This is a genomic window from Pedococcus bigeumensis (assembly GCF_006438965.1).
Taxonomy (GTDB): domain Bacteria; phylum Actinomycetota; class Actinomycetes; order Actinomycetales; family Dermatophilaceae; genus Pedococcus; species Pedococcus bigeumensis_A.
Genome location: NZ_RCZM01000001.1, coordinates 925,442 through 948,748, shown reverse-complemented (window position 1 = coordinate 948,748; position 23,307 = coordinate 925,442). Strand labels below are relative to the sequence as shown.

At 71.5% G+C, this 23,307-nt stretch carries 21 protein-coding genes; 2 read left to right on the top strand and 19 right to left on the bottom strand.

Annotated features, from left to right (window positions below; all coding sequences use genetic code 11):
• Nucleotides 1-256 precede the first annotated feature (256 nt).
• The 5 genes from EAH86_RS04350 to infC form a co-directional block, all read right to left on the bottom strand.
• Nucleotides 257-1,375, bottom strand: a complete 1,119-nt coding sequence (locus tag EAH86_RS04350) for an ATP-binding protein (protein WP_241668175.1) — start codon at nucleotides 1,373-1,375, stop codon at nucleotides 257-259.
• Between the two features lie 10 nt (nucleotides 1,376-1,385).
• A complete protein-coding gene (locus EAH86_RS04345; protein ID WP_425325204.1) occupies nucleotides 1,386-2,174 on the bottom strand; it encodes a TrmH family RNA methyltransferase in 789 nt (262 codons plus the stop codon).
• A 62-nt stretch (nucleotides 2,175-2,236) separates the two neighbouring features.
• Nucleotides 2,237-2,623 carry a 50S ribosomal protein L20 gene (gene rplT / locus EAH86_RS04340; protein WP_140737333.1) on the bottom strand — a complete coding sequence of 129 codons (387 nt, stop codon included), beginning with the start codon at nucleotides 2,621-2,623 and terminating at the stop codon, nucleotides 2,237-2,239.
• A gap of 78 nt (nucleotides 2,624-2,701) precedes the next feature.
• Nucleotides 2,702-2,896, bottom strand: coding sequence for a 50S ribosomal protein L35 (gene rpmI, locus EAH86_RS04335; protein ID WP_140737332.1), 195 nt, complete (start codon nucleotides 2,894-2,896; stop codon nucleotides 2,702-2,704).
• Nucleotides 2,897-2,962: 66 nt separating this feature from the next.
• Nucleotides 2,963-3,901, bottom strand: a complete 939-nt coding sequence (gene infC, locus EAH86_RS04330; RefSeq protein ID WP_241668174.1) for a translation initiation factor IF-3 — start codon at nucleotides 3,899-3,901, stop codon at nucleotides 2,963-2,965.
• A 355-nt stretch (nucleotides 3,902-4,256) separates the two neighbouring features.
• On the opposite strand from infC, the gene EAH86_RS04325 reads away from it, so the two are divergent.
• Entirely contained in the window at nucleotides 4,257-4,655 is a 399-nt protein-coding gene (locus tag EAH86_RS04325) for a DUF1844 domain-containing protein (RefSeq protein WP_170212763.1), read from the top strand.
• On the opposite strand, the gene EAH86_RS04320 is transcribed toward EAH86_RS04325, so the two are convergent.
• Nucleotides 4,636-7,272, bottom strand: coding sequence for an Ig-like domain-containing protein (locus EAH86_RS04320; protein WP_161988560.1), 2,637 nt, complete (start codon nucleotides 7,270-7,272; stop codon nucleotides 4,636-4,638). The genes EAH86_RS04325 and EAH86_RS04320 overlap by 20 nt on opposite strands.
• Before the next feature lie 230 nt (nucleotides 7,273-7,502).
• Nucleotides 7,503-8,768 (bottom strand): MFS transporter, encoded by a 1,266-nt coding sequence (locus EAH86_RS04315; RefSeq protein WP_140737330.1) that lies wholly within the window; start codon nucleotides 8,766-8,768, stop codon nucleotides 7,503-7,505.
• A 119-nt stretch (nucleotides 8,769-8,887) separates the two neighbouring features.
• Between EAH86_RS04315 and EAH86_RS04310 the strand changes: the two genes are divergently transcribed.
• Entirely contained in the window at nucleotides 8,888-9,217 is a 330-nt protein-coding gene (locus EAH86_RS04310) for a DUF952 domain-containing protein (protein ID WP_140737329.1), read from the top strand.
• A gap of 12 nt (nucleotides 9,218-9,229) precedes the next feature.
• Here the strand turns inward: EAH86_RS04310 and EAH86_RS04305 are convergent, their stop codons facing one another.
• From EAH86_RS04305 to EAH86_RS04250, 12 genes are all read right to left on the bottom strand, one after another.
• Nucleotides 9,230-9,949 carry an SseB family protein gene (locus tag EAH86_RS04305; RefSeq protein WP_140737328.1) on the bottom strand — a complete coding sequence of 240 codons (720 nt, stop codon included), beginning with the start codon at nucleotides 9,947-9,949 and terminating at the stop codon, nucleotides 9,230-9,232.
• Nucleotides 9,946-10,683 (bottom strand): bifunctional 1-(5-phosphoribosyl)-5-((5-phosphoribosylamino)methylideneamino)imidazole-4-carboxamide isomerase/phosphoribosylanthranilate isomerase PriA, encoded by a 738-nt coding sequence (priA, locus tag EAH86_RS04300; RefSeq protein ID WP_140737327.1) that lies wholly within the window; start codon nucleotides 10,681-10,683, stop codon nucleotides 9,946-9,948. Before priA ends, EAH86_RS04305 begins: the two co-directional genes overlap by 4 nt.
• Nucleotides 10,680-11,177 (bottom strand): hypothetical protein, encoded by a 498-nt coding sequence (locus EAH86_RS04295; RefSeq protein ID WP_140737326.1) that lies wholly within the window; start codon nucleotides 11,175-11,177, stop codon nucleotides 10,680-10,682. The genes priA and EAH86_RS04295 overlap by 4 nt, the downstream gene beginning before the upstream one ends.
• Entirely contained in the window at nucleotides 11,174-11,812 is a 639-nt protein-coding gene (gene hisH, locus EAH86_RS04290; protein WP_140737325.1) for an imidazole glycerol phosphate synthase subunit HisH, read from the bottom strand. The genes EAH86_RS04295 and hisH overlap by 4 nt, the downstream gene beginning before the upstream one ends.
• A complete protein-coding gene (locus EAH86_RS04285) occupies nucleotides 11,809-12,435 on the bottom strand; it encodes a hypothetical protein (protein ID WP_140737324.1) in 627 nt (208 codons plus the stop codon). The genes hisH and EAH86_RS04285 overlap by 4 nt, the downstream gene beginning before the upstream one ends.
• Nucleotides 12,432-13,088, bottom strand: a complete 657-nt coding sequence (gene hisB / locus EAH86_RS04280; RefSeq protein ID WP_241668173.1) for an imidazoleglycerol-phosphate dehydratase HisB — start codon at nucleotides 13,086-13,088, stop codon at nucleotides 12,432-12,434. Before hisB ends, EAH86_RS04285 begins: the two co-directional genes overlap by 4 nt.
• Nucleotides 13,085-14,218: a histidinol-phosphate transaminase gene (locus tag EAH86_RS04275; RefSeq protein WP_140737323.1), complete on the bottom strand. Its 1,134-nt coding sequence runs from the start codon at nucleotides 14,216-14,218 to the stop codon at nucleotides 13,085-13,087. Before EAH86_RS04275 ends, hisB begins: the two co-directional genes overlap by 4 nt.
• 7 nt (nucleotides 14,219-14,225) lie before the next feature.
• On the bottom strand, nucleotides 14,226-15,575 hold the full coding sequence (hisD, locus tag EAH86_RS04270) for a histidinol dehydrogenase (protein WP_140737322.1): 1,350 nt from the start codon (nucleotides 15,573-15,575) through the stop codon (nucleotides 14,226-14,228).
• A gap of 43 nt (nucleotides 15,576-15,618) precedes the next feature.
• A complete protein-coding gene (locus EAH86_RS04265; protein WP_140737321.1) occupies nucleotides 15,619-17,046 on the bottom strand; it encodes an MFS transporter in 1,428 nt (475 codons plus the stop codon).
• 17 nt (nucleotides 17,047-17,063) lie between these two features.
• Complete coding sequence (locus tag EAH86_RS04260; RefSeq protein WP_140737320.1) at nucleotides 17,064-20,093, bottom strand: bifunctional [glutamine synthetase] adenylyltransferase/[glutamine synthetase]-adenylyl-L-tyrosine phosphorylase; 3,030 nt, start codon at nucleotides 20,091-20,093, stop codon at nucleotides 17,064-17,066.
• 80 nt (nucleotides 20,094-20,173) lie between these two features.
• Nucleotides 20,174-21,511, bottom strand: coding sequence for a glutamine synthetase family protein (locus EAH86_RS04255; protein WP_140737319.1), 1,338 nt, complete (start codon nucleotides 21,509-21,511; stop codon nucleotides 20,174-20,176).
• 107 nt (nucleotides 21,512-21,618) lie between these two features.
• Nucleotides 21,619-23,169, bottom strand: a complete 1,551-nt coding sequence (locus tag EAH86_RS04250) for a phytoene desaturase family protein (protein ID WP_140737318.1) — start codon at nucleotides 23,167-23,169, stop codon at nucleotides 21,619-21,621.
• Nucleotides 23,170-23,307: the final 138 nt, after the last annotated feature.

The following is a 23,307-nucleotide window of genomic DNA, read 5'->3' as shown; positions in this document are numbered from 1 at the left end:
GAGGTGCGTCCCCGGGGCTGGGTTCGGCCTTCGGGGCGGCGGGCTGCACCCGAGGAGGTATGCCGGTCGGCCGGCGTGGCGACGCGCCCGGACGGCGCCGTCGGTGGCCCTCAGTGCAGCGGCGTGACCGCGCCCGAAGGCCCGGTAAATCGCTGCACGAGGTTACTCACGGGTCCAGCCTGACCCGCAGCGTGGGATCGGCGCAACCCGGTATCGGCAGCCGGGCCGGTGACCCTGACCCAGATGGTGGAGAAGGTCAGGCGAGGTAGTCGGGTGCTTCGGAGGGCAGGCTGATCCGGAACTGGGCACCCCCACCGGTCGCGTCCTCGACCTGCACCCGCCCGCCGTGAGCCTCGACGAGCCCCTTGACGACGTACAGGCCCAGGCCGGTGCTCCCCCGGCCGGACCCGTGCCAGAACCGGCTGAAGACGAGGTTGCGGTGGTCGGCCGCGATCCCCTTGCCCTGGTCGGCGATGAGCAGGTCGACGCCGATCGCGTTGTGCCCCTTGGACTCCAGCACCCGCTGGGCACCGTCGTCCGAGTGCTGGGCCGACAGCGTGACGACTCCTTCGCCGTGCCGGAACGCGTTCTCGATGAGGTTGGACAGGATCTGGTCGAGCCGGTCCGGGTCGGCCCACACCTCGGGCAGCTCGTCGGCCACCTCGACGGAGAACCGGTCACGCTCATGGCCGCTGGCCACTGCGCGCTCGATGTGCCGGTGGAACACCGCGGAGACGTCGATAGGCAGCGGTCGGATCTGCAGCCGTCCGGAGTCGATGCGCGACACGTCGAGGAGCTCGGTGATCAGCCGGGTGACGCGGTCGGCATCCGCCTCGATGGTCTCGATCATCAGCCGCTTCTGGTCGTCGGTGAACCGGTCCCACCGACGGAGCAGGGTCGAGGAGAAGCCCTTCACCGAGGTCAGCGGGGACCGCAGCTCGTGGGCAACGGTCGAGATGACGGCGGCGTTCTCGGCCTCGGCGCGGCGGCGGTACGCCGCGTCACGCATCAGGATGTTGACACGGTTCACTGGCTGGTTGCGTCCCGGCCGGAGGTACTTCGCGGTCACCAGCACCTCACGGCCGTTGTTGCGCAGCATGAGCAGCTTCTCGCGGTGGCCGGTGCGGATCCGCAGCCCGCCCCACGGGTTGGTGACAACCCACCAGGACGTGCCGTCACTGTCCTGCAGGTCGACCGCCTCGCGGATGTCAGCGCCGATGAGCTCCTCGCGGGATCGTCCGAGGATGCGCGTGGCGCGACGGTTGAGGAACAGGATCTTGCCGTCACCGTCAGCGGCGACCAGGCCGTCGGGGATCAGCTCCGCAGCGAGGCCGGCGGACTCGTTGTCCATCAGCTGCCCGGGCGTGAAGTCCATGGCGCCGACCTTAACGGTTGTGTGCCGCCGCAGAGGCGTAGAGGCACACCGTGGCGGCCATCGCGAGGTTGAGCGACTCGGCCTTGCCGTAGATGGGGACGCGGACCACCTCGTCGCACTGGTCGCGCACCGACTCCTCGAGTCCCCACGCCTCGTTGCCCATCACCCAGACGTGCGGTCCGGACAGGTCCACGTCCGGCAGCAGGGTCGTGCCGGCGCCGTCGGCCGCCAGCACGCGGATTCCGGCCTCCCGCAGCCGAACCAGCGTCTCCTCGACCGGCAGCCCGGTCACCAGCGGCAGGTGGAACAGCGAACCCGCGGTCGAGCGCACCACCTTGGGCGCATGCACGTCGACCGACGCGTCGCTGACGAGGACCGCAGCGGCACCGGCCGCGTCCGCGCCACGGATGACGGTGCCCGCGTTGCCGGGATCCCGCACGTTGGTCAGCAGCACCAGCAGCCGTGGCTGCCCCGCGAGCACGTCGTCGAGGGTGGCGGTGACCACGCGGCATACGGCAGCCAGCCCCTGGGGCGCAAGGGTGTCGCACATCGCGGCGAGGACCTCGTCGGTCACCTCGTGCAGATAGAGGTCGGCCGCCTCGGCGGCAGCGACGATGTCGGCGTGCCGCGCGCGGGACTCCGCGGTGAGGTAGAGGTCGACGACCAGCTCTGGCCGGTGAGCGACCACCTCACGGACCGACTGAGGCCCTTCGACGAGGAACCGGCCGGTCTTGTCACGCACTGAGCGCCGGGACAGTGCCCGCACCGACTTCACCCGGTCAGCCCCTGGATTGGTCATCACAGGAGGTTCGCGGTGGGTCGGCGGGGGCATGTCCCGGCGCTCGGAGTGTGCTTGGTCGATCAGGCCGACGCGGCCGCGGTCTCCGTGGTCGCCGGCACGTTGGCGCGGGCGATCTCGACGAGGGCCGTGAAGGCAGCCTCGTCGTTGACGGCGAGCTCGGCCAGCATGCGACGGTCGACCTCGATCTCCGCGGCCTTGAGGCCCTGGATGAACCGGTTGTAGGTCATGCCGTTCGCGCGGGCGCCGGCGTTGATCCGCTGGATCCACAGGCGACGGAAGTCACCCTTGCGGGCGCGACGGTCGCGGTAGGCGTACCCGAGGGAGTGGGTGACCTGCTCCTTGGCCTTGCGGTAGAGCCGCGAGCGCTGACCGCGGTAACCGCTGGCGCGCTCGAGGACGACCCGGCGCTTCTTCTGGGCGTTTACTGCCCGCTTCACGCGTGCCACGTGAGTTCTCCTTGCTGTCTAACTGCTAGCACGGGCTGTTCTGGGCCCGGCCGAACAATGGGGGTGGGTGGGTCGGCCTTACTTGCCGAGAAGCTTCTTGACCTTCTTGGCGTCAGGCTTTGACACCTGGACATCGTTGGCGATCGAGCGGGTGAACCGCGAGGACTTGTGCTCGAGCAGGTGGCGGCCGCCCGCCTGCTCACGCATGACCTTGCCGGTGCCGGTGAGGCGGAAGCGCTTCTTCGCGCCAGAGTGCGTCTTCATCTTCGGCATGGGCCGATCTCCTTGTGTTGGTGTTGCCGTGTGTCGTTCGTGCGTGTGGTTCGGGGTGGAACCGGCTCAGCTGGCCGGCTCCGCCTTCGCCGCGGGCTTGGCTGCCGTGGGCTTGGCTGGTGCCGGCTTCGCCGCCGTGGGCTTGGCTGCCGTGGGCTTCGCTGCGACGGGCTTTGCCGCGACGGGCTTGGCCGCCGTGGGCTTGGCTGCTGTGGGCTTGGCTGCTGCAGGCTTGGCCGGCTCGGGCGTCGCCGCCTCGGGGGCGGTGGGCTCAACGGCCGTGGGCTCAACGGCCGTGGGCTCAACGGCAGCGGGCTCAACGGCCGCGGGCTCAACGGCCGCGGGCTCAACGGCCGTGGGCTCAACGGCGGTGGGCTCAACAGCGGTGGGCTCAACAGCGGTCTCGACCGGGGCTTCCTGCACGTGGTCGACGGCCGGGGCGTCCTGCGCGTGGCCGGCGTCGTCCGCGTGCGCGGCGTCGTCGGAGTGCGCGGGGCCAGCCGTGCGGGCCCGGCGCTGTTCGGCCATCGCCTCGGACTTCTTCTTGGTCGGGCCGAGCACCATGATCATGTTGCGGCCGTCCTGCTTGGGAGCCGACTCGACCGTGCCCAGCTCGATGACGTCCTCGGCGAGGCGCTGGAGCAGGCGGAAACCCAGCTCGGGGCGCGACTGCTCGCGTCCGCGGAACATGATCGTCACCTTGACCTTGTCGCCACCCTTGAGGAACCGCTCGACGTGGCCCTTCTTCGTGCCATAGTCGTGCGGGTCGATCTTCGGGCGGAGCTTGATCTCCTTGATGACCGTGTTGACCTGGTTCTTGCGCGCTTCGCGAGCCTTGAGTGCCGCCTCGTACTTGAACTTGCCGAAGTCCATGAGCTTGGCGACGGGAGGCTTGGCCATCGGGGCAACCTCGACGAGGTCGAGGTCAGCCTCGGCAGCCAGACGCAGCGCGTCTTCGACGCGCACGATGCCGACCTGTTCTCCGTTGGGGCCAACCAACCGCACTTCGGGAACCCGAATGCGGTCGTTGATGCGAGGTTCGCTGATGTTGGTGCTCCTCTGCTGAAAGTTCAGTGTGTGTTGGTGCTCACCGTCCGGCCGCAGCAACGAAGAAAGGCTCCCCGTCGCCGTTGCGCGGAAAGCCTCACCTGATCCGTTCACGAGTGTCACCAAAGGTGCGGTATGCCGCGTGGCTCGCGCCCACGGCATACGCCTCAAGTGACCTCGTTGACCCGGCAACCGTGAGGCTGACGCGGGTGGAAGCAGGTGCTGCTTCGCTTGCACACCGGGCCCGGTGCTGGGTCACCCTCTCAGGTCACCCGACGATGGACACGGCCGGTCGATCTGCAAGGCTACCAGCGTGAGCACCGAATCTCCCAATTCCCCCGAGGGGCCCGGCCCCGGCACCCAACAGGGTGTCGCCGCAGGTCACGAGCAGGCCACCCGCGACATCGCCGAGGTGCCCGCCGTCGAGGTGATCACCACCGCCGCCATCCACCTGATGAGTGCGGCCGCGGTCAAGTGTGGACTGGCCGAAGGCCCCGATGCCCGCGAACACCTCGACCTGGACGAGGCGCGCCGGCTGATCAGCGCCCTCGCCGGCCTGATCACCGCAGCGGCTCCAGACCTGGGCAGCCAGCACGCCGCTCCCCTGCGGGACGGGCTGAAGTCGCTGCAGCTCGCCTTCCGTGAGGCGTCGGTGATCCAGGACCCGCCGGGCCAGGGTCCGGGCGAGAAGCTCACCGGCTCGGTCGTCTGACCCACGTGTGTCCCAGCAGCTTCGAGAAGGCGCGGCTGGACGTCCCCGACGCGGCACGGACCGCGACGGCGGCGTAGTTCCACTGGTCGGTCACAGGGGCGGTGTCGGCGATCGTGACGAGGCTGAGGCCCGGGTTCGGCGCCGCCGTCGACTGCACCCAGAAGGTGTTGCCGGAGCTGGTGACGAGGTTCTGTTGCTGCAGCACCTGCCCGCCGACCACTGAGCGCGACGCGGCGCGGTCCCAGTCGTTGCCCACGGCGAACACCCAGGAACCCCGTTCCACGCCCGGGAGGTAGATGGAGGGGGCCCCGCTGGGCGCGCCGGCCGCGCCTGCGACCGAGACTCCGTCGGCTCCCGCGAAGGCCAGTACCGTGAGGAGCCCGTGGTAACCCGCCACCGCCGGGCTCGCCGTGATGGTCGCGTTGCTCAGGGTTCTGACCGGTCGAGCCGTCCAGATCTCGCTGTCACCGGACTGGGTGTTCGCGCGCTTGACCAGGGTCCAGGTCACCCCGGCGCCGGAGACGACCGCGGTCTGGCGCCCGGCTCCCGCAGGCCCGTCGAACGCCACGAAGGCCACGAGGGTGTCAGCCGAAGTCGGAGTCGTGACGCCGGTCGCCTGCAGGGTGCCGGTGGCCTGCTTGGTGGCCCGTGCGTCGATACGGATGACGGCGGGAGCCCGCGCCGAGTTGTCCACCGTGACCGGAACCGCAGCCGAGGTGCCGATGTTTCCGGTCGCATCCCGCGCCTTCGCCGTCAGGGAATGACTCCCTGCGGGTGCGGCGGTCGTGTCCCAGCCGACCGTGAACGGGGGGGTGGTGTCAGGAGCGCCCAGGGCCGCCCCGTCCAGGAAGAACGACACGGAGGCCACACCGGAGGTGTCCGCAGCGGTGGCACCCACGACGGTCGTCCCGCTGACGACGGCGTTCGCTCCGGGGTCCGTGATCTGCACCGTGGGCGGGACGTCGTCGACCGGCGGCGGGCTCGTGCTCGACGCGAGCACCTCGACCGCCGCCAGGTTCCACTGGTGGTTGCTCGGGGCCGTGGTGCCGAGCGGGACGACAGTGCCCTGGGCCGCGGTTGGTGCGGTGGTCGACTGGGACCAGAAGGTGTCGCCGATCGAGGTGTCCACCCACTGGTGGCGGATCAGCTGACCTGCAGCCAGGGTCCTGGCTGTCGCACCATCCCAGTCGTTCCCGACACCGAAGATCCATGAGCCGGGCTTCGTGGTGGCGACACTGGTACCCGCGGCACCCGTCGGGGCGCTGGCGATGGCACCGGTGCCCACCCCTGCGGACCCGTCGAAGGCCAGCAGGGTCATCGATGTGTGGAAGGAGCCGCCCCCGGGGACAGCGGTGGCGGTGACCGCTGTCGACAAGGCGGGCAGCACCGCCTTCCAGATCTCGGACGTCCCCGTGCTGGTGTTGGCCCGACGCGCCACCGACCACGTCAGACCGGACCCCGTGACGGTGACCGACTGCGGCGCACCAGGGGGACCGTCGGCCGCAACGAGGGCGAGGATGAGGTTCCCGCCCTTGAGCCCGGAGAGGCTCGCCGATCGAGATCCGGCACCATCGCTGAAGGTGCTGGCGGCCACGGCCAGAGGCAGGCTCGAGGGGGGCGGTGCGATGTTGCCCACCGTCACGGCACTGACGGGCGACGTCCCGATGCGTCCTTGGTTGTCCGTGACGCGCACGGCCAGCCAGTGGGTGCCGTCGAGCTGTGCTGTCGTGTCCCACGACCGCGTGTAGGGGCTGCCCGTGCTGGTGGCTGCACCGAGAACGTGTCCGTCGAGGACGAACTCGACCTTGGCAGCATTCGCGACCGGTGTTGTCGCGCTCAGGATGACGACGCCCTTGACCACCGCGCCCTCGCTGGGAGACGTGAGTGTGCTGGCGGGGGGCGACGAGTCGGGCCGGCGCACCTCCCCCGCCGTGACCGTCGATCCGCTCACTGTGACCTTGACGTCGGTCTCGTTGTTGGACTCGTTCGCCTCGGCGAAGTCGTTGTTGGGGTCGGTCACCGCCTTGAACCAGTACGTCCCATCCGGGACGCCGTCGAAGGGGATGGCCTGACCCGGGTCGCGGTAGTCGTACTCGTCTGCGCCGCCGACGGAGATGCCTCTCAGGCCGGAGGGGTCGGTGCAGCTGCTTCGCGTTCCGACGAAGGTGCCGGCGTGCTCGACCTGGGAGTTGTAGATGTAGGAGTCGTCGATGCAGAAGCCCACCTTCGGCGACAGCGCCACCGGAGTCCCCAGCCCGCCGTCGGCCGCAACGGAGTAGAGACCGAAGGAGGCCAGCGGGAAGTGGAAGTGGCCGTGCTCGGCATGGAACTCGAAGACGTCCGGCACCCGACTCTGGGACACCTGGCTCCACTGTCCCGACGCGTTGTGGGTGAACACCTCCTGGGTTCCGCGGTAGCCGCCGGTGACGTCGTCGTACACCGGTTGGACCTCGAGTGGGCCGGGTCCGGCGTTGTACACCAGGTGCGTGTAGCGGAACTCCCGACCTGCGGATCCCTGCACCACCGAGAAGGCGTCGAGTGGGACGACGGTCTGCAGGTCCGGAAGGTGCGGTGCGCCCGCAGGAGCCGCCTGCACTGCGGCCGGTGCGGCGATCAAGAGGCTCGCTGTGGCGGTGACCCCCGCAGCAAGTACGCCGATAGCGCGAGTTCTCCGCATGACGAGCCCCCCTCTCGGGCCAGCCTCGAGGACAGTCCCAACGACACCCGTGCCTGCGCGCAGCTCGGCCGGCCCGGTCCCGACGGTACTCAGCACCGGGCCTCACCCCATCGTCCGAATGCATCGCCAGGACCTCATGCATCTGTCCTAGGTCAGACGTCGAAGCGGCGTCAGGTCGACAGTCGGGTCACTGCCTTCGTGAGGTCATCCACACCGCCGCGGGCCCGACGGTTTCGGGCCCGCGTGGAGGTCGCGGCCGCACCCACGAGAGCCACCACCAGCCCGACAGCTGCTACGACGAGGAACCCCGCCTGCCAGCCCTGGCGGTCGATGGCGACACCGGCCAACGGTGCGCCGAGCGCCATGCCGCCGGTCATGAACGACCCGTGCCAGCCCATCGCCTCTCCGCGCGCGACGGCCGGGACCACCCGGCTGACCTGGTCGACCGTCGCCGTGATGGTGGGTGCGCAGAAGAGCCCCGCCACGAACGACAGCAGCGCGAGCGTCGGCACACCCGTGGCCAGCGCCATGGGAGCACTGACGACGGCCAGTCCACCGAGCAGCCAGAAGGCCGAGATCGACTTCTGCACCCCGCCATAGACCAGGCCACCCACGAGCGACCCGAAGCCCCACACGGCCAGCACCCACCCGATCGAGGACTGCGCGTCGAACTCACGCAGCCCGGCCACGATGGCGATGTCGGTGCCGCCGAGCACCAGGGTGGTCGCGGCGGCGGCGAGGCAGATCACGATGAAGCGAGCTCGGAACCAGACCGACCTCGCCACGCGGGGGGCGGCCGCACCCACTCCCTCGTCGTCCACCAACGCGTCCCCGGCCCGCTCGGCCGCCTCGTCGCGCATGACCGGGTCGGCGAACCACAGCAGCACACCGGCCAGCACCCCGAGCATCTCGATGACGAACAGCACCCACTGGGTCGGCCAGACGGTGGCCGCCCAGACGCCGGCAGCCGGGCCGACCATGAAGGACAGCTCGACGGCCACCGAGTCCAGCGAGATCGCGGTGCGCCGGTCGTCCTCGTGCACCGCGGCGATGACCGCCTGGCGGATGATCGAGAACGACGGGATGACGAACAGCCCCGCCAGGGCCGCGAGCGCGAGCAGCCACCAGTAGGACATGAAGGGGGCGATCGACCAGCAGACGGCCGCCACGACGATCGAGGGCAGCACCACCCGCCGCAGACCGCGACGGTCGAGCAGCCGGCCACGCCAGGGCCCGCTGATGGCGATCGCGATCGTCGCCGCCGCCGAGACCAGGCCGGCCGCGCCGTAGGTCCGCCCGAGGTGGGAGACCACGTGCAGGGTCAGCACCACACCGCCACCGAAGATCGGGATGCGCACCAGGAAGCCCAGCACCAGCGCCCGCCGCAGGGCGGCACTGGCGAGGACGCGGCGGTAACGGGCGTTGGCGAGCTGCACCCACCCACTGTGACAGCCCGCACCGACAGTGGCCAAACCGTTTTTGCTCCTGTCACCCGCGGGTGGCAGGAGGCACCCGGCATACCCGCGCAGCTGGTGGCGGGCGCTAGGTTGCGGAGGTGACGATCTACCACCTTGCCGAGCCGGAGCACTGGGAACGGGCCAGCCTGACCGGCCACTACGCGGAGTCGACGCGGGGCCGGACGATGGCGCAGGAAGGCTTCATCCACTGCTCGTCCGCCGAGCAGTGGCCCGTGGTGCGGCGCTCGTTCTATGCCGACCACCCGGGGCCGTTGCTGTTGCTCGAGATCGACCCGGCCCGGCTCGCTGAGCCGCCGGTGGACGAGGTCGGCAACCCCGAGACGGGCGAGACCTTCCCGCACCTGTATGCCGCCCTCCCGGTGGATGCCGTCGTGGGCGTCACGGAGCTCGCGCCGCCACACGCCTGACCGGCGGCGGGGTCACGAGATCGAGAACGCGAGCCCGTCGATCCGGGCGCGGATCTCGCCGTCGGTGGCGAGCCGTTCGCCGACCGCCGTGGCCACTGCCTGCACGGTGGCCGTGTCCAGCCCGGGAACCAGTCGCAGGGTCACCCGCAGCACACCCTCCCCCGCGGCGCCGGGGCCGATCTCGTGGGAGAGCACGGCCTCCTGCTCGCGTACCGCTGTCGCCACCGCTCGACGGACCGTCTCGTCGTCGTGGGCCGGCAGCCAGTCGCGCTGTTGGGCCAGCGCCCAGACCATGCTGGGCCGGAGCGCCACCGTGAGCGGTCCGGCCAGGTCGAGCACCATCACGTCGCACCGCTCGCTGACCGCAGCCTGTGCGGCCCGCGCGGCGGTCACGGGCACCGGCCTGGCCTGGGGGTCCCAGGCGCTGATGGCTGCCATCGAGGAGAACACGGGCAGGGCGCGGGTGCCGTCGGGTGCGACCAGGGTGATGGCTGCCATGTCGGTCTGCTTCTCGACGGCGTGCTCGCCCGACTCGTCGAGCGAGACGGGCTCGGCGACGATCGGCACGAGCAATCGGGCGGCCGAGGCGGCGGCCATCAGGGCGACCTCGTCGAGCGGGTCCGCGAGCGCGGCCACCAGGGCCGGGTCGGCAGCACCGGTGTCGCCGTCGAAGCCGGTGCTGCTCAGCTCACGCCCGCCGAACGGGACCCCCGCGGAGTCGTGGGAGGTCACGGGCGGCCCGCGACGTCGAGTGCGTCGGGCAGGGTGAACGCCCCGCGGTAGAGCGCCGACCCGACGATGGCACCTTCGACGCCGGCCGGGACCAGCCCTCGGATGGCGTCGATGTCCTCGAGCGTCGACACCCCGCCGGACGCGACGACGGGACGGTCGGTGCGCGCGCACACGTCGCGGAGCAGGTCGAGGTTCGGGCCCTTGAGCATCCCGTCCTTGTTGACGTCCGTGACGACGTAGCGGGCGCACCCCTCGTCATCGAGGCGCGCCAACGTCTCCCAGAGGTCGCCGCCGTCCTTGGTCCAGCCACGGGCCGCCAGCGTCGTGCCACGGACGTCGAGGCCCACGGCCACCCGGTCGCCGTGCTCTGCGATCGCCTGCGCCGTCCACTGCGGGTCCTCCAGGGCAGCCGTGCCGAGGTTGACCCTTCGGCACCCGGTGGCCAGGGCGGCCTCGAGCGACTCGGCGTCACGGATCCCGCCGCTCATCTCGACCTTGATGTCCAGCCGTCCGACGATGCCCGCCAGCAGCTCGCGGTTGGAGCCGCGCCCGAAGGCGGCATCGAGGTCGACCAGGTGCAGCCACTCGGCGCCCTGCTCCTGCCAGGCCAGGGCCGCCTCCCACGGGTCGCCGAACTCGCCCCCGCTGCCGGCCACCCCCTGGACGAGCTGGACGGCGCGACCGCCCTGGACGTCGACGGCGGGCAGGAGCTCGAGACGCGGTGCGTCGTTCATGCGGGGTCCTCGGGTCGGGGTTCGGCCGGCGGCGCGCCGTCGGTATGCGGTGCGGTGTCGGTAGGCGGTGCGGCTGGGCGTTGCGGCGCAGCGGAGGACTGACCGCTGGTGTCGGGCGGCGCGACGCCGTCGGCCGACAGGTCCGCAACCGCGGTGGGCGCGGGGGGCGCGGTGGGCGCGGTGGCTGCCTCGGCGGCGTCGTGTCGGCGACCCTGCACGAGCAGGTAGCCGCCGACCAGCACGAGAGCAGCCAGGACCAGCGCGATCCGCACCGGCCACGAGGCCCCGGCGAAGGCCGCGACCGCCAGGGTCGCCAGGCCGGCACCGATCGTCGTGGCGACCTTGGGCTGGGCCCGTCGCGTGATGGTCCGGCGGGTCGTCGTCCGGCGCGTGGTGCGGCGACCCGTCGTGCTGCGACGTGCGGTGCTCGCCTTGCGTGTCGTCGCCTTGCGTGTCGTCCTCTGGGTCTTGGCGGTCTTCTTCGTTGCGCTCACAGTGACTTCACCCAGTTCTCGAGGAGGGACAGACCGGCATCCCCGGACTTCTCCGGGTGGAACTGGGTCGCGGCGAGCGGACCGTTCTCGACGGCCGCGACGAACGGTCCACCGTGGTCCGCCCAGGTGACCCTGGGGGCCACTGCGGCGAAGGCGCCAGTGGGGTGCTCCAGCGTCCAGGACTGCACGGCATACGAGTGGACGAAATAGAAGCGCTCGGACTCGACGCCGGCGAAGAGCCGGCTCCCAGCCGCGACGGCCACGTCGGACCAGCCCATGTGCGGCACCACGTCGGCCTGCAGTCGCGACACCGACCCGGGCCACTCGCCCAGGCCGTCCTGTGGGGCGCCGCTGGGTTCGTCCGACCCGTCGAAGAGGACCTGCATGCCCACGCAGACACCGAGCACCGGGCGCCCTCCGGACAGGCGCAGGTCGATGACAGCGGGACCGTCCGCGGCACGCAGTCCGGCCATGCAGGCGTGGAAGTTGCCGACCCCGGGGACGAACAGCCCGTCCGCAGCCAGCGCAGCCGCTCGGTCACCGGTCAGCTCCACGTCGGCGCCCACGTGCTCGAGGGCACGCACCGCCGACCGGACGTTGCCGCTGCCGTAGTCGAATACGACCACCAAGCTCATGAGTTCTCCTCGAGTTCGGAGCGGTGCCGGGCCTGTTCGGCCATCCGCGCGTCGAAACGGGCGACCGCCTGGGCGGTGGGGGCAACCACTTGGCCGCGCAGTCCGACCTCTGGACCGACCAGCTCCGAGCCGGGCAGTCGCAGCACGGACAGGAGGTCGGTGATGACCCGGTCGGCGGTGCCGTTGCGTTCGACCACGATCTGCGTCACGGCCCGCTCGTCTCCGGTCCTACCGGCCGCGGACACCAGGTCGGACGGCCGGGCCAGCTCGAGGTTCGGCGCGCGCACCACACCGACGCCCGGCTCCCACACCAGCCACCGGACCACACCGCGCCAGCCAGGTGCCTGGGCAGTCACCACGGCCCGACCGTCCACGGTGAAGAACCCAAGGGCGCCCCGCATCCGGCGGGGCACCGGCCGCGCCGCGAGCACGGCGACCGCCTCGTCGTAAGGGGGTTCGGCCCGGGAGTGGCGCTCGGTGGGCAGCACCGCGGTCCAGTCCCCCAGCGGGACGACCTGGCAGGCCACCAGCCCTCGACGCAGCCAAGCCGACACTGGACCGGTGCCGCCGCTCACCAGGAGCAGTCCGCGCGCCTCCCGCGCGGGCTGCCACGGGACGCTCACGTGGAGAGGCTGCCCTTCGCGCTGGGTATGCCGCTGACCCGGGGGTCGCGCGCGACCGCAGCGCGCAGGGCCCGGGCCACCGCCTTGAACTGGGCCTCGACGATGTGGTGCGGGTCGCGGCCGGACAGCACGCGCACGTGCAGCGCGATCCCGGCCCGGCCAGCGAACGACTCCCAGACGTGCCGGGTCAGCGAGCCGACGTAGTTGCCGCCGATCACGACGTAGGCCTGGCCCTCGGGCTCGCCCGTGTGGACGACATAGGGACGCCCGGCCACGTCGACGACCGCCTGAACCAGCGCCTCGTCGAGTGGGACGGTGGCGTCGCCGAACCGGGAGATGCTGCGCTTGTCGCCGAGCGCCTCGCGCAGGGCGTCACCGAGCACGATCGCGACGTCCTCGACGGTGTGGTGCGCGTCGACGTCCACGTCGCCGGTCGCCTTGATGCGCAGGTCGATGAGCGAGTGCTTGGCCAGCGAGGCGAGCATGTGGTCGTAGAACCGCACCCCCGTGGAGATGTCTGACTGGCCGGTGCCGTCGAGGTTGAGCTCGAGCTCGACACTGGACTCCGACGTCGAGCGGCTCAGCGACGCCGTGCGGTCACCGAGCTGCGTCTCCTGCGCCACGGTCTCCTGCGTCCCGGTCTCCTGCGTCACGGCGCGCTCCTGTCCTGCTCAGGTCGGGCGATCTGCGCCATCGCGGCGAGGAACGCACCAGTCTCGTCCGGGGTCCCGGCCGTGACACGAAGATAGTGGGGTATGCCGACGTCGCGGACGAGTACTCCCCGGTCCAGCAGCTCGCGCCACGTCTGGGCGGCATCCGCGAGGCCACCGAAGAGGACGAAGTTGGCGTCGCTGGCCACCGGCTCGAGGCCGAGCTCGGCCAGACCGGTCACCATCCGGTCCCGCTGCTCCTTGATCGCCTCGACGGTGCCGAGCATCTCCGGCGCGTGCCTGAGCGCGGCCAGCGCGATCGCCTGGGTGGGAGCAGACAGGTGGTAGGGCAGCCGGACCAGGCGCAGCGCGTCGACGAAGGCCGGGTCGGCGGCGAGGTAGCCCAGCCGCCCACCCGCGAAGGCGAACGCCTTGCTCATCGTTCGGGTGACGACGAGCCTGGGGCGCCCCTCCAGCAGGGTCAGGGCGCTGGCGGTGCCGGGGCGGGCGAACTCCGCATAGGCCTCGTCGACGACGACGACGGCCCGCTCCGCCGCGGCATACACGGCTTCGACGACATCGAGACCCAGGGCGGTGCCGGTCGGGTTGTTGGGCGAGCAGAGGAACACGACGTGGGGGTCGTGCTCGCGCACCTGCGCCACCGCGGACTCCACCGTCAGGTCGAAGGGCGACCCACCCTGGCCGCGCAGCCCGTCGACCCAGGCCGTGCCGACCGACGCGCTGATGATCGGGTGCATCGAGTAGGCGGGGGTGAACCCGAGCGCGGTGCGCCCCGGCCCGCCGAACGCCAGCACGACGTGCTGGAGCACCTCGTTGGAGCCGTTGCCGGCCCACACCTGGGCCAGGTCCACGGATGTCCCCGACGACGAGAGGTATGCCGCGAGCGCAGTCCGCAGGTCGGTGAACTCCCGGTCGGGGTACCGGTTCAGGCCGGCGGCCACCTCGGCCACCGACTCGGTGATCTCGGCCACCACCGACGGCGGGACCGGGTAGGAGCTCTCGTTGGTGTTGAGCCGCACGGGCACATCCAGCTGCGGTGCGCCGTAGGGGGTGCCACCTCGCAGGTCTTCCCGGAGCAGGCCCTCGATGGAGCCGTGGTCGAGCTCGGTCATCGGCCCGTCACGACCCGTCGAAGCGGACCTGGACCGCCTCGCCGTGGGCAGGCAGGTCCTCGGCCTGCGCGAGCGTGACGACGTGGTGGGCGACCTCCTTGAGGGCGGCCTCGGTGTAGCTCACGACATGCACCCCCCGCAGGAACGACTGCACGGCCAGCCCGCTGCTGTGACAGGCGCAGCCGCCAGTCGGGAGGACGTGGTTGGAGCCGGCGACGTAGTCGCCCAGGCTCACCGGTGAGTGCGGGCCCACGAAGATCGCCCCAGCGTTGCGGACGCGTTCGCTGACGGCTGCGGCATCAGCCACCTGGATCTCGAGGTGCTCGGCGGCGTAGGCGTTGACGACGGCCAGACCTGCCTCGAGGTCGTCGACGAGGACCACTCCCGACTGGGGTCCGCTGAGTGCCTCGCGGACCCGCTCGGAGTGCTTCGTGCCGGCGACCCGGTCCTCGAGGTCGGCGCGGACCGCATCGGCCAGGGCGACCGAGGCGGTGACCAGGACCGAGGCAGCCTGCGGGTCGTGCTCGGCCTGCGAGATGAGGTCGGCGCTGACGTGGGCGGCAACGGCCGTGTCGTCGGCGAGGATCGCGATCTCGGTCGGCCCGGCCTCGGAGTCGATGCCGATGACGCCCTTGAGGTAGCGCTTGGCCGCGGCGACGTAGATGTTCCCCGGGCCGGTGACGAGGCTGACCGGCTCACAGGTGACGGCGGTCCCACCGTCTGCGTCGGAGACGTCCTCGAAGCCGAAGGCGAAGGCAGCCACGGCCTGGGCGCCGCCCACGGCATACACCTCGTCGACACCCAGCAGCGCGCAGGCGGCGAGGACGGTCGGGTGCGGGTAGCCGGTGAACTCACCGACGTTGTCGCGCTGGGGTGGGCTGGCCACGGCGAGCGACCCGACACCCGCGATCTGGGCGGGTACGACGTTCATGACGACGCTGGACGGATAGACGGCGCGGCCGCCCGGAACGTAGAGGCCGACCCGGTCGACCGGGATCCACCGCTCGCTGACCTCGCCCCCGGGGACGACGGTGGTCGTGGTGGTGCTGCGGCGCTGGTCCTCGTGGACGATGCGGACCCGGCGGATGGCCTCGTCGAGGGCGGCCCGCACCTGGGGGTCCAGGGTCGCCAGGGCGGACGCGAGCACGGTTCCGGGCACTCGCAACCTCGTCGGACGGACCCCGTCGAACCGCTCCCCCAGCTCGTACAGCGCGGCGGCCCCCCGGCGGCGGACGTCCTCGCAGATCGGGCGCACCGTCTCGACCGCGGCAGCGACGTCGAACTCGGCCCGCGGCAGCAGGTGCCGCAGCTCGCGGACACCCAGCGCCCGCCCGCGCAGGTCGATCGTGGAGAGCATGGTCGAAGTCTAGGTGCCACCTGCGCAGCGCCCCGGCGCGGTCTCAGCCTCCGGAAAGCCGGCCCGAGTCCCCGATGCCACCGGACCGACCGGTGTCAGGGACACCCAACGGGGTGTGCTCCTCGACTGCGTCCAGGCCGGCCAGGTCGCCCAGCCCGTCGTGCTCGGTCGGCCGGCCGACCCCGTGGTCGCGGTCAGTGCCCGCCTGCTCGCCGGTGAAGGTGGCCTCGACACGGCCGGCCAGCTCCTCCTTGGGCCAGCGCGCCGCGAGGAGCACGAGCACCCCGAGGGTCACGACCGCGCAGATGCCGACCGAGGCGGCCGGGGTGGTGTGTTCGGAGACCCAGCCGGCCGCCAGGAAGCAGGCACCCGTGACGCCCACCGACAGGGCACCGGCGAGACCGAAGACGCGGCCGCGCATGGCGGTGGGGACGAGCAGCGTGAATGCGGCCTGCAGCGGAAGCATGTAGCTCTGCAGTGCGCCGCTGAGGAACCACGCGGTCCAGACGACTGCCAGGGGCGGTTCGAAGATCGTCACGAGCAGGGGGAGCGGTGTGAGCAGCGCCAGGCGCATGACGAGGGCCGACTGCCGTTCGGCGGGGAGCCTGCCGATGAACAGCAGCCCGACGACGGATCCGAGGATCGGGGCAGCCATGAGCAGGCCGCCCCAGGACTGCGACGGGCTGTGCTGGGCGGCGTACGGCAGCGCCACCGCCTCTGGTGCGGCGATGGCCAGTGCACTGGCCAGTGACAGCCACAGCATGTAGGTGAGGACCCGGTTGGACCGGATCTGGCGCCAGCCCTGGGCCAGTTCGCCGAGCAGGTTGGCCGTCGGTGAGTCGTCCGGCTTCACCAGGGACTTCGGCGGTTTGACCACGATGAGGATGACCGCGCCGACCACGAACGTGGCCAGGTCAAGGAACAGTGTCTTGGTGTCCCCGATCAGGCCCACCACCACGCCACCGATCGCGAGGCCGACCGCCTGGTTGACCTGCGCCGCAAGGGTGGTGAGGCCGAACGCCCGCGCATACAGCCGGCGGTCCGGGAAGATGTCGGTCAGCAGCATCTGGCCCGCAGTCACGGCAGGGCCGCCCGCGAACTCGAGCACCGCGACGAGGGTCAGCACCAACCAGAGTGAGTGCGTCGTGGCCACGACGAGGATCAGCACCCCGACCAGCACCGCACGGACGAGGTGGGTTGCCACGAGGCAGACCCGGGGTGCCACCCGGTCGCACAGGGGCGAGAGCAACGCGCGGCCGAGGATGCTCGGCACGAGCGAGACGGCGAACGTGGCGGCCGTGGCGAGCGCCGAACCGGTCCAGGAGAAGACCACTGCCGCCACCGTGATGCGGGCGATGTAGTCGCCCCAGGTGGAGAGGGTCGCGACGATGAAGACCGGCAGGAACACCGGGGCGCGAAGCACCTCGGCGAACGAGGGGACTGTGATGGAGTCGTCCCGTCCCGTGGCCATGCGCCGACCGTACCTTCCTAGGTTGAACCGTAAAAGTTGAACTCCGTCACGGTACGCGCATGACGGGCCACTCGGCGGTAGGCCTCGGCAAGATCTGCACCGCTGCCCGGCTCCCCACCGAGGATGCGGCTCACCCCGTCGGCGACCCGCAGGTCGGACGGCACGCTGTCGACCGGCCGGCCGCGGTAGAGCACCGAGGCGTTGCGCAGCCGGGAAGCGAAGGACCATGCGTCCCGCAGGGCCGCGGCATGGTCGGCGGAGACCAGCCCCGCCTTCTCGGCGGCGGCCAGCGCCGGCAAGGTGCTCGTCGTCCGCAGGTCGGGCACGGCGTGGGCGTGGCACATCTGGAGCAGCTGCACGGTCCACTCCACGTCCGACAGCCCACCCCTGCCCAGCTTGAAGTGGGCCTTGGGGTCGGCACCTCGGGGCAGCCGTTCGGCCTCCATCCGGGCCTTGAGGGTGCGGATCTCCCGGACCTGCTGGTCGGTGAGGCCTTCCTGGGGCCACCGCAGCGGGTCGATCAGCTCGACGAAGCGCGCCCCGAGCTCGAAGTCACCGGCCAGGGGCGCAGCCCGCAGCAGGGCCTGCGACTCCCAGGTCAGCGACCACCGCCGGTAGTACTCGCGGTAGCTGGCCAGGCTGCGCACCAGCGGACCGCTCTTCCCCTCGGGTCGTAGGTCGGCGTCCAGGCCCAGCTGCGGGTCGGGTCCCGCCGAGGCCAGCAGGCGACGCAGCTCCTGCAGGGTCTCGAGGGCCTGCTCCTGGGCCGCCGCCTCGTCGGCCCCCTCGTGGGGTTCGTGCACGAACAGCACGTCGGCGTCCGACCCGTAGGCCATCTCGCCGCCACCGAGCCGACCCATCCCCATGACCAGCAGCCTGGTCGACAGCGGGCCGTGCTTCTCCTCGACGACGCGGATGGCCACCTGGAGCGCCGCCTCGACGAGGGCGGCGGTCAGGTCGGTCAGCGCCCGCCCCACCCCCGCGAGGTCGAGGCTTCCGGCAAGGTCGGCCACCGCGATCCGGAAGAGCTCCTGCCTGCGGATGCTCCGCGCCGCCCGGACCGCCTTGTCCGCATCGTCCTGCCGTCCCGCAGCCGCGGTCATCCTGCGGACGAGGTCGTCGCGTGACGTGGGGGTGAGCCCACCAGACTCGCCGAGCATCGCGACCGACTCCGGCGCACCGACGAGCAGGTCTGCGGCATAACGGCTTCGGGCCAGGGTGTGGGCGAGGCGTTCGGCCGCCGAGCCCTCGTCGCGCAGCAGCCTGAGGTACCAGTGGGTGGACCCCAGCTCCTCGCTCACCTTGCGGAACGCGAGCAGCCCGCCGTCGGGATCGGCCTCGTCGGCGAACCAGCCGAGCATCACGGGCAGCAGGGTGCGCTGGATGGCCGCTCGCCGGCTCACCCCAGCGGTCAGCGCCTCGAGGTGGCGCATCGCCCCACCCGGGTCTCGGAAGCCCAGCGCAGCAAGCCGCTCCTTGGCGGCTTCGGGCGCCAGTCGGGCATCGGTCGAGCTCAACCGGGCGACCGCAGCGAGCAGCGGCCGGTAGAAGAGGCGTTCGTGGATCCGCCGGACCTCGCGGGCCTGCTGCTGCCATTGCGCGACAACGGCTTTCGCGGCGTCGGAGCGGTGCCCGAGGGCGCGGCCGAGACGACGCAAATCGGCGTCCGCGGTTGGCATGAGGTGGGTGCGACGCAGCCGGAACAGCTGGATCCGGTGCTCGAGCGTGCGCAGCAGCCGGTAGGACGCGTCGAGGGTCGCGGCGTCCTCGCGGCCCACGTACCCACCGCGCGCCAGCGCGTCCAGCGCCTCCAGCGTCGTGCCCGAGCGCAGGGCGTCGTCCGACCGACCGTGGACGAGCTGGAGCAGCTGGACGCTGAACTCCACGTCGCGCAGCCCCCCGGGTCCGAGCTTGAGCTGTCGTTCGGCCTCACCCGCGGGCACGTGCTGCTCGACCCGCCTGCGCATGGCCTGCACGTCCTCGACGAAGTTGTCGCGAGAAGCCGCGCCCCAGACCATCGGGTTGACGGCGGCGATGTACGCGGCACCGAGCGCTCGGTCCCCGGCAACGGGCCGGGCCTTGAGCAGCGCCTGGAACTCCCACGTCTTGGCCCAGCGCTCGTAGTAGGCGCGGTGGCTCTCGATGGTCCGCACCAGCGGGCCGTTCTTGCCCTCGGGTCGCAGCGCGGCGTCCACCGGCCACAGGGTCCCCTGCCCGGTCGAGGTGGAGCAGGCCCGCATCAGGTGGGTGGCCAGCCCCGTGGCCGCCGCGATGGCGCTGGCCTCCTCGACACCCTCCTTCGGCTCGGCCACGAAGATGACGTCGACGTCGCTGACGTAGTTGAGCTCGCGACCACCGGTCTTGCCCATGCCGATCACCGCGAAGTCGCAGAGCTCGGCCTGCTCCCCCATCTCCGCCCGCGCGATGACGAGCGCCGCTTCGAGGGCCGCCTCGGCCAGGTCCGCGAGTGCCGCCGCGGCCTCGGGAAGGGCCAGCTCGGGGTCACCTGAGGTGAGGTCGAGGGCTGCGATACCCAGCAGCTGGCGTCGATACCCGATCCGCAGTGCGTCGTATGCCGTGTGCGCGCCCGGGGCACGCACCGCCTCGACGAGCTCGTGGATGCGTTCGTCGGGCGTGCGCGGTCGCGCGTCCGCGACGCTGCGCCAGTGCTCGGGGTGGGCGACGAGGTGGTCACCGAGGGCGGTGGAGGCACCCAGGACGGCCATCAGCCGGTCACGCGCTCGGCCGGGGTGCCGTAGCGCGGCCACCAGACCGGACACCTCGGTGCCGGCCCCGGACTCCACGTCGCGCCGCTGTGGCGCAGAGGCTCGCAGCGACTCCATGAGGCGCACCAGGCTGAGCAGGGCCAGGTCCGGGTCGGCCACCGCACCGAGGGCATCGGGCAGGCCGTCGCTGAACAGGTCGTCGAGCGGGTCGATGAGGCCGGTCAGCGCCGGGTCGCCCAGTAGCTGGACGGCCCGGGGCGGGTCGGCGAACCCGAGTCGGGCCAGGGTCGCCGTCTGCGAGACAAGGCGGCCGGAGGTCACCGCGCCAGCCTACGCGCTGAGGAGGAGCAGCCGCCCGCGAAGGTGCGCGGGCGGCATACCGGAGCACGCAGGCGGTGCCGTCACAGACCTGGCAGGTAGCGCTCGAGCTCGAAGCGGGTGATCTCGCCGCGGTAGTCGTCCCACTCGGCGCGCTTGTTGCGCAGGAAGAAGTCGAAGACGTGCTCGCCGAGGGTGTCGGCGACCAGCTCGCTCTTCTCCATCACGCGGATCGCCTCGTAGAGCGAGGTGGGCAGCGGCTCGATCCCCATCGCCTGCCGCTCCGCGGAGGTCAGGCCCCACACGTCGTCTTCGGTCTCGGCGGGGAGCTCGTAGTCCTCCTCGATGCCCTTGAGCCCGGCGGACAGCATCAGCGCGAAGGCGAGGTAGGGGTTGCAGGCGGCGTCGAGGGTGCGCACCTCGACCCGGCTGCTCTGGCCCTTGGTCGGCTTGTACATCGGCACGCGGACCATCGCGGAGCGGTTGTTGTGGCCCCAGGTCAGGTGCGCCGGGGCCTCGCCGCCGCCCCAGAGCCGCTTGTAGGAGTTGACCCACTGGTTGGTGACCGCCGCGATCTCGGCGCCGTGCCGCAGCAGCCCGGCGATGAACTGCCGGCCGACCTTGCTCAGCTGGTAGGGCGCACCGGCCTCGTAGAAGGCGTTGCTGTCGCCGTCGAAGAGCGACATGTGGGTGTGCATGCCGGACCCGGGGTGCTCGGCGAACGGCTTGGGCATGAAGGAGGCGAAGATGCCCTGCTCGAGCGCGACCTCCTTGATCACGGTCCGGAAGGTCATGATGTTGTCGGCCGTGGACAACGCGTCGGCGTAGCGCAGGTCGATCTCGTTCTGGCCGGGTCCGCCCTCGTGGTGGCTGAACTCGACCGAGATGCCCATCGACTCGAGCATCGTGATCGCGGCCCGCCGGAAGTCGTGGCCGGTGCCGTGCGGGACGTGGTCGAAGTAGCCCGCTTGGTCGATCGGCTCCGGGCTCTCGCCCGGCTTGAAGCCGGCCTTGAGGAGGTAGAACTCGATCTCGGGGTGCGTGTAGAAGGTGAAGCCGAGGTCGGCGGCCCGGGCCAGCGCCCGCTGCAGGACGTGCCGCGGGTCGGCGTGGCTCGGTGAGCCGTCGGGCAGCGTGATGTCACAGAACATCCGTGCGGTGCCGGGGTTGTCACCACGCCACGGGAGCACCTGGAAGGTCGCCGGGTCCGGCTTGGCGAGCATGTCGGCCTCGTAGACCCGCGCGAAGCCCTCGATGGCCGAGCCGTCGAAGCCGATGCCCTCGGCGAACGCCCCTTCCAGCTCGGCGGGTGCGACGGCCACGGACTTGAGGGTCCCGAGCACATCGGTGAACCACAGCCGCACGAAGCGGATGTCGCGTTCCTCGATGGTGCGGAGGACGAACTCCTGCTGACGATCCATGTGTCGAATCCTGCCCTAGTTGTGTTTCCCCAGCGTTACGTGCAACCCGCGCGGCGCGGCGCTGCTCCCCGCGTGGGGCGGCGCGGGCGCGGCGCTGTCGCCGCAGTTCAGCCCGTCAGGACCGACATGGCCGCGTTGTGACCCGGTATGCCGCTGACCCCGCCACCGCGTCGCGCGCCGGCACCGGCGATGCGCACCTTCTCGTGGGGCGTCTCGACCCCCCAGGTGCCGACCTCGGCCTCGCGCTCGGCCCACGGCCACTGCAGCGAGCGGTGGAAGATGTTGCCCCCCGGCAGCCCGAGGTCCGCCTCGAGCTCGACGGGGGTCCGCGCCTCGAGGCACAGCGCCCCGTCGGGGTCGCGGAGCAGGACGTCCTGGATGGGTTCGGCCAGCACCGAGTTCAGCGAGTCGAGGGTGCGCGCCAGGGCGAGGTCCTTGACCGCGTCGTGCTCCGCGGTCGTCCCGCGGAACAGCCGGGCCGGCAGGTGCAGCCCGAACAGGGTGAGCGTCTGCGCGTCAGTGGCGGCGAGCTCCGGCCCGAGGATCGAGCGGTCCGACAGGCTGTGGCAGTAGATCTCGCACGGCGGCAGCTGCGGCACCCGGCCGGCGTCAGCGGCGGCATACGCGTCCTGCAGCTGGGTGTAGCCCTCGTTGACGTGGAAGGTGCCGGCGAACGCCGCCGCGGGGTCGACGGTCTCGTCACGCAGCCGCGGGAGACGCGACAGCAGCATGTTGACCTTGAGCTGCGCGCCCTCTGGCGCCTGCTCGGTCGCGACGGGGTCGGCACCGGCCGCGGTGAGGAGCGTGTTGAGGACCGTGGGCGCACACGCGGCGTGGATGGTGCCGGCGCGGGCCGACCCACCCTCCCAGGTGACCAGCCCGTCGGGGTCGACCGCGAGAACCCTTGTGCCGGTGCGGATCTCGGCCCCAGCCTGGACGGCCGCGCGAGCCAGCCCGTCGGTGACCGCACCCATCCCGCCGACGGGGACATCCCAGTCCCCGGTTCCGCCTCCGATGAGGTGGTAGAGGAAGCAGACGTTCTGGCGCAGGTCGGCCGCACCCATCGAGGCGAAGGTGCCGATGAGGGCGTCGGTGGCGACGATGCCGCGCACCGTGTCGTCGCCGAACTCGGCCTCGAGCACCTCCCCCAGCGGACGTCGGACGAGGGCCTCCCAGAGCCGGTCGTCCCCCACCAGGCCCGCGACATCGGCCTCGGTGCGCAACGGCTCGAGGACGGTCGGAAAGACCTGCTGCGCGAGGTGCTGCACGCGCCCGTAGAAGTCCTGCCACGCGGCATGCTCCCGCGGCCCTCCCGTGAGTGCGGCGAAGCCGGCCGCCGTCGCGTCGCCGTCGCCGTGGTCGACGAGCAGGCCGGTGGTGGGCTGCGCCGGAACGGGCGTGAAGGAGGAGTAGCGCCGCCGGATGAGCCGCACGTCGAGGTCGAGGTCGGTGATCACCTGCCGAGGCAGCAGCGAGACCAGGTAGGAGTAGCGCGACAGGCGCGCGTCGACCCCCGGGAACGCCTGGGCCGAGACCGCTGCACCCCCGACGTGGTCACCGGCCTCGAGGACCAGCACCCGTCGACCAGCCCGAGCGAGGTATGCCGCGGCCGTGAGCCCGTTGTGCCCTGCACCGATGACGACGTCGTCGTAGTTCACGGCGCAGAGCCTACGGCCGAGTGGCGGTCGTCAGAGGGGCGGCCCGCACAGGCGTGACAACCGTCATGGGTCGGGCTCACCTGCCGTCCGCGCCACACGGAGATCCCCGACGCGGCCCTCTCCTATGTCACGAGTAGG

Excerpts from the sequence above, each read along its gene's own strand:
- EAH86_RS04350 (WP_241668175.1), bottom strand. The coding sequence starts at position 1,375 with ATGGACTTCACGCCCGGGCAGCTGATGGACAACGAGTCCGCCGGCCTC.
- EAH86_RS04345 (WP_425325204.1), bottom strand. The coding sequence starts at position 2,174 with ATGACCAATCCAGGGGCTGACCGGGTGAAGTCGGTGCGGGCACTGTCC.
- rpmI (WP_140737332.1), bottom strand. The coding sequence starts at position 2,896 with ATGCCGAAGATGAAGACGCACTCTGGCGCGAAGAAGCGCTTCCGCCTC.
- priA (WP_140737327.1), bottom strand. The coding sequence starts at position 10,683 with ATGAACGACGCACCGCGTCTCGAGCTCCTGCCCGCCGTCGACGTCCAG.
- hisH (WP_140737325.1), bottom strand. The coding sequence starts at position 11,812 with ATGAGCTTGGTGGTCGTATTCGACTACGGCAGCGGCAACGTCCGGTCG.
- EAH86_RS04275 (WP_140737323.1), bottom strand. The coding sequence starts at position 14,218 with ATGACCGAGCTCGACCACGGCTCCATCGAGGGCCTGCTCCGGGAAGAC.
- hisD (WP_140737322.1), bottom strand. The coding sequence starts at position 15,575 with ATGCTCTCCACGATCGACCTGCGCGGGCGGGCGCTGGGTGTCCGCGAG.
- EAH86_RS04265 (WP_140737321.1), bottom strand. The coding sequence starts at position 17,046 with ATGGCCACGGGACGGGACGACTCCATCACAGTCCCCTCGTTCGCCGAG.
- EAH86_RS04255 (WP_140737319.1), bottom strand. The coding sequence starts at position 21,511 with ATGGATCGTCAGCAGGAGTTCGTCCTCCGCACCATCGAGGAACGCGAC.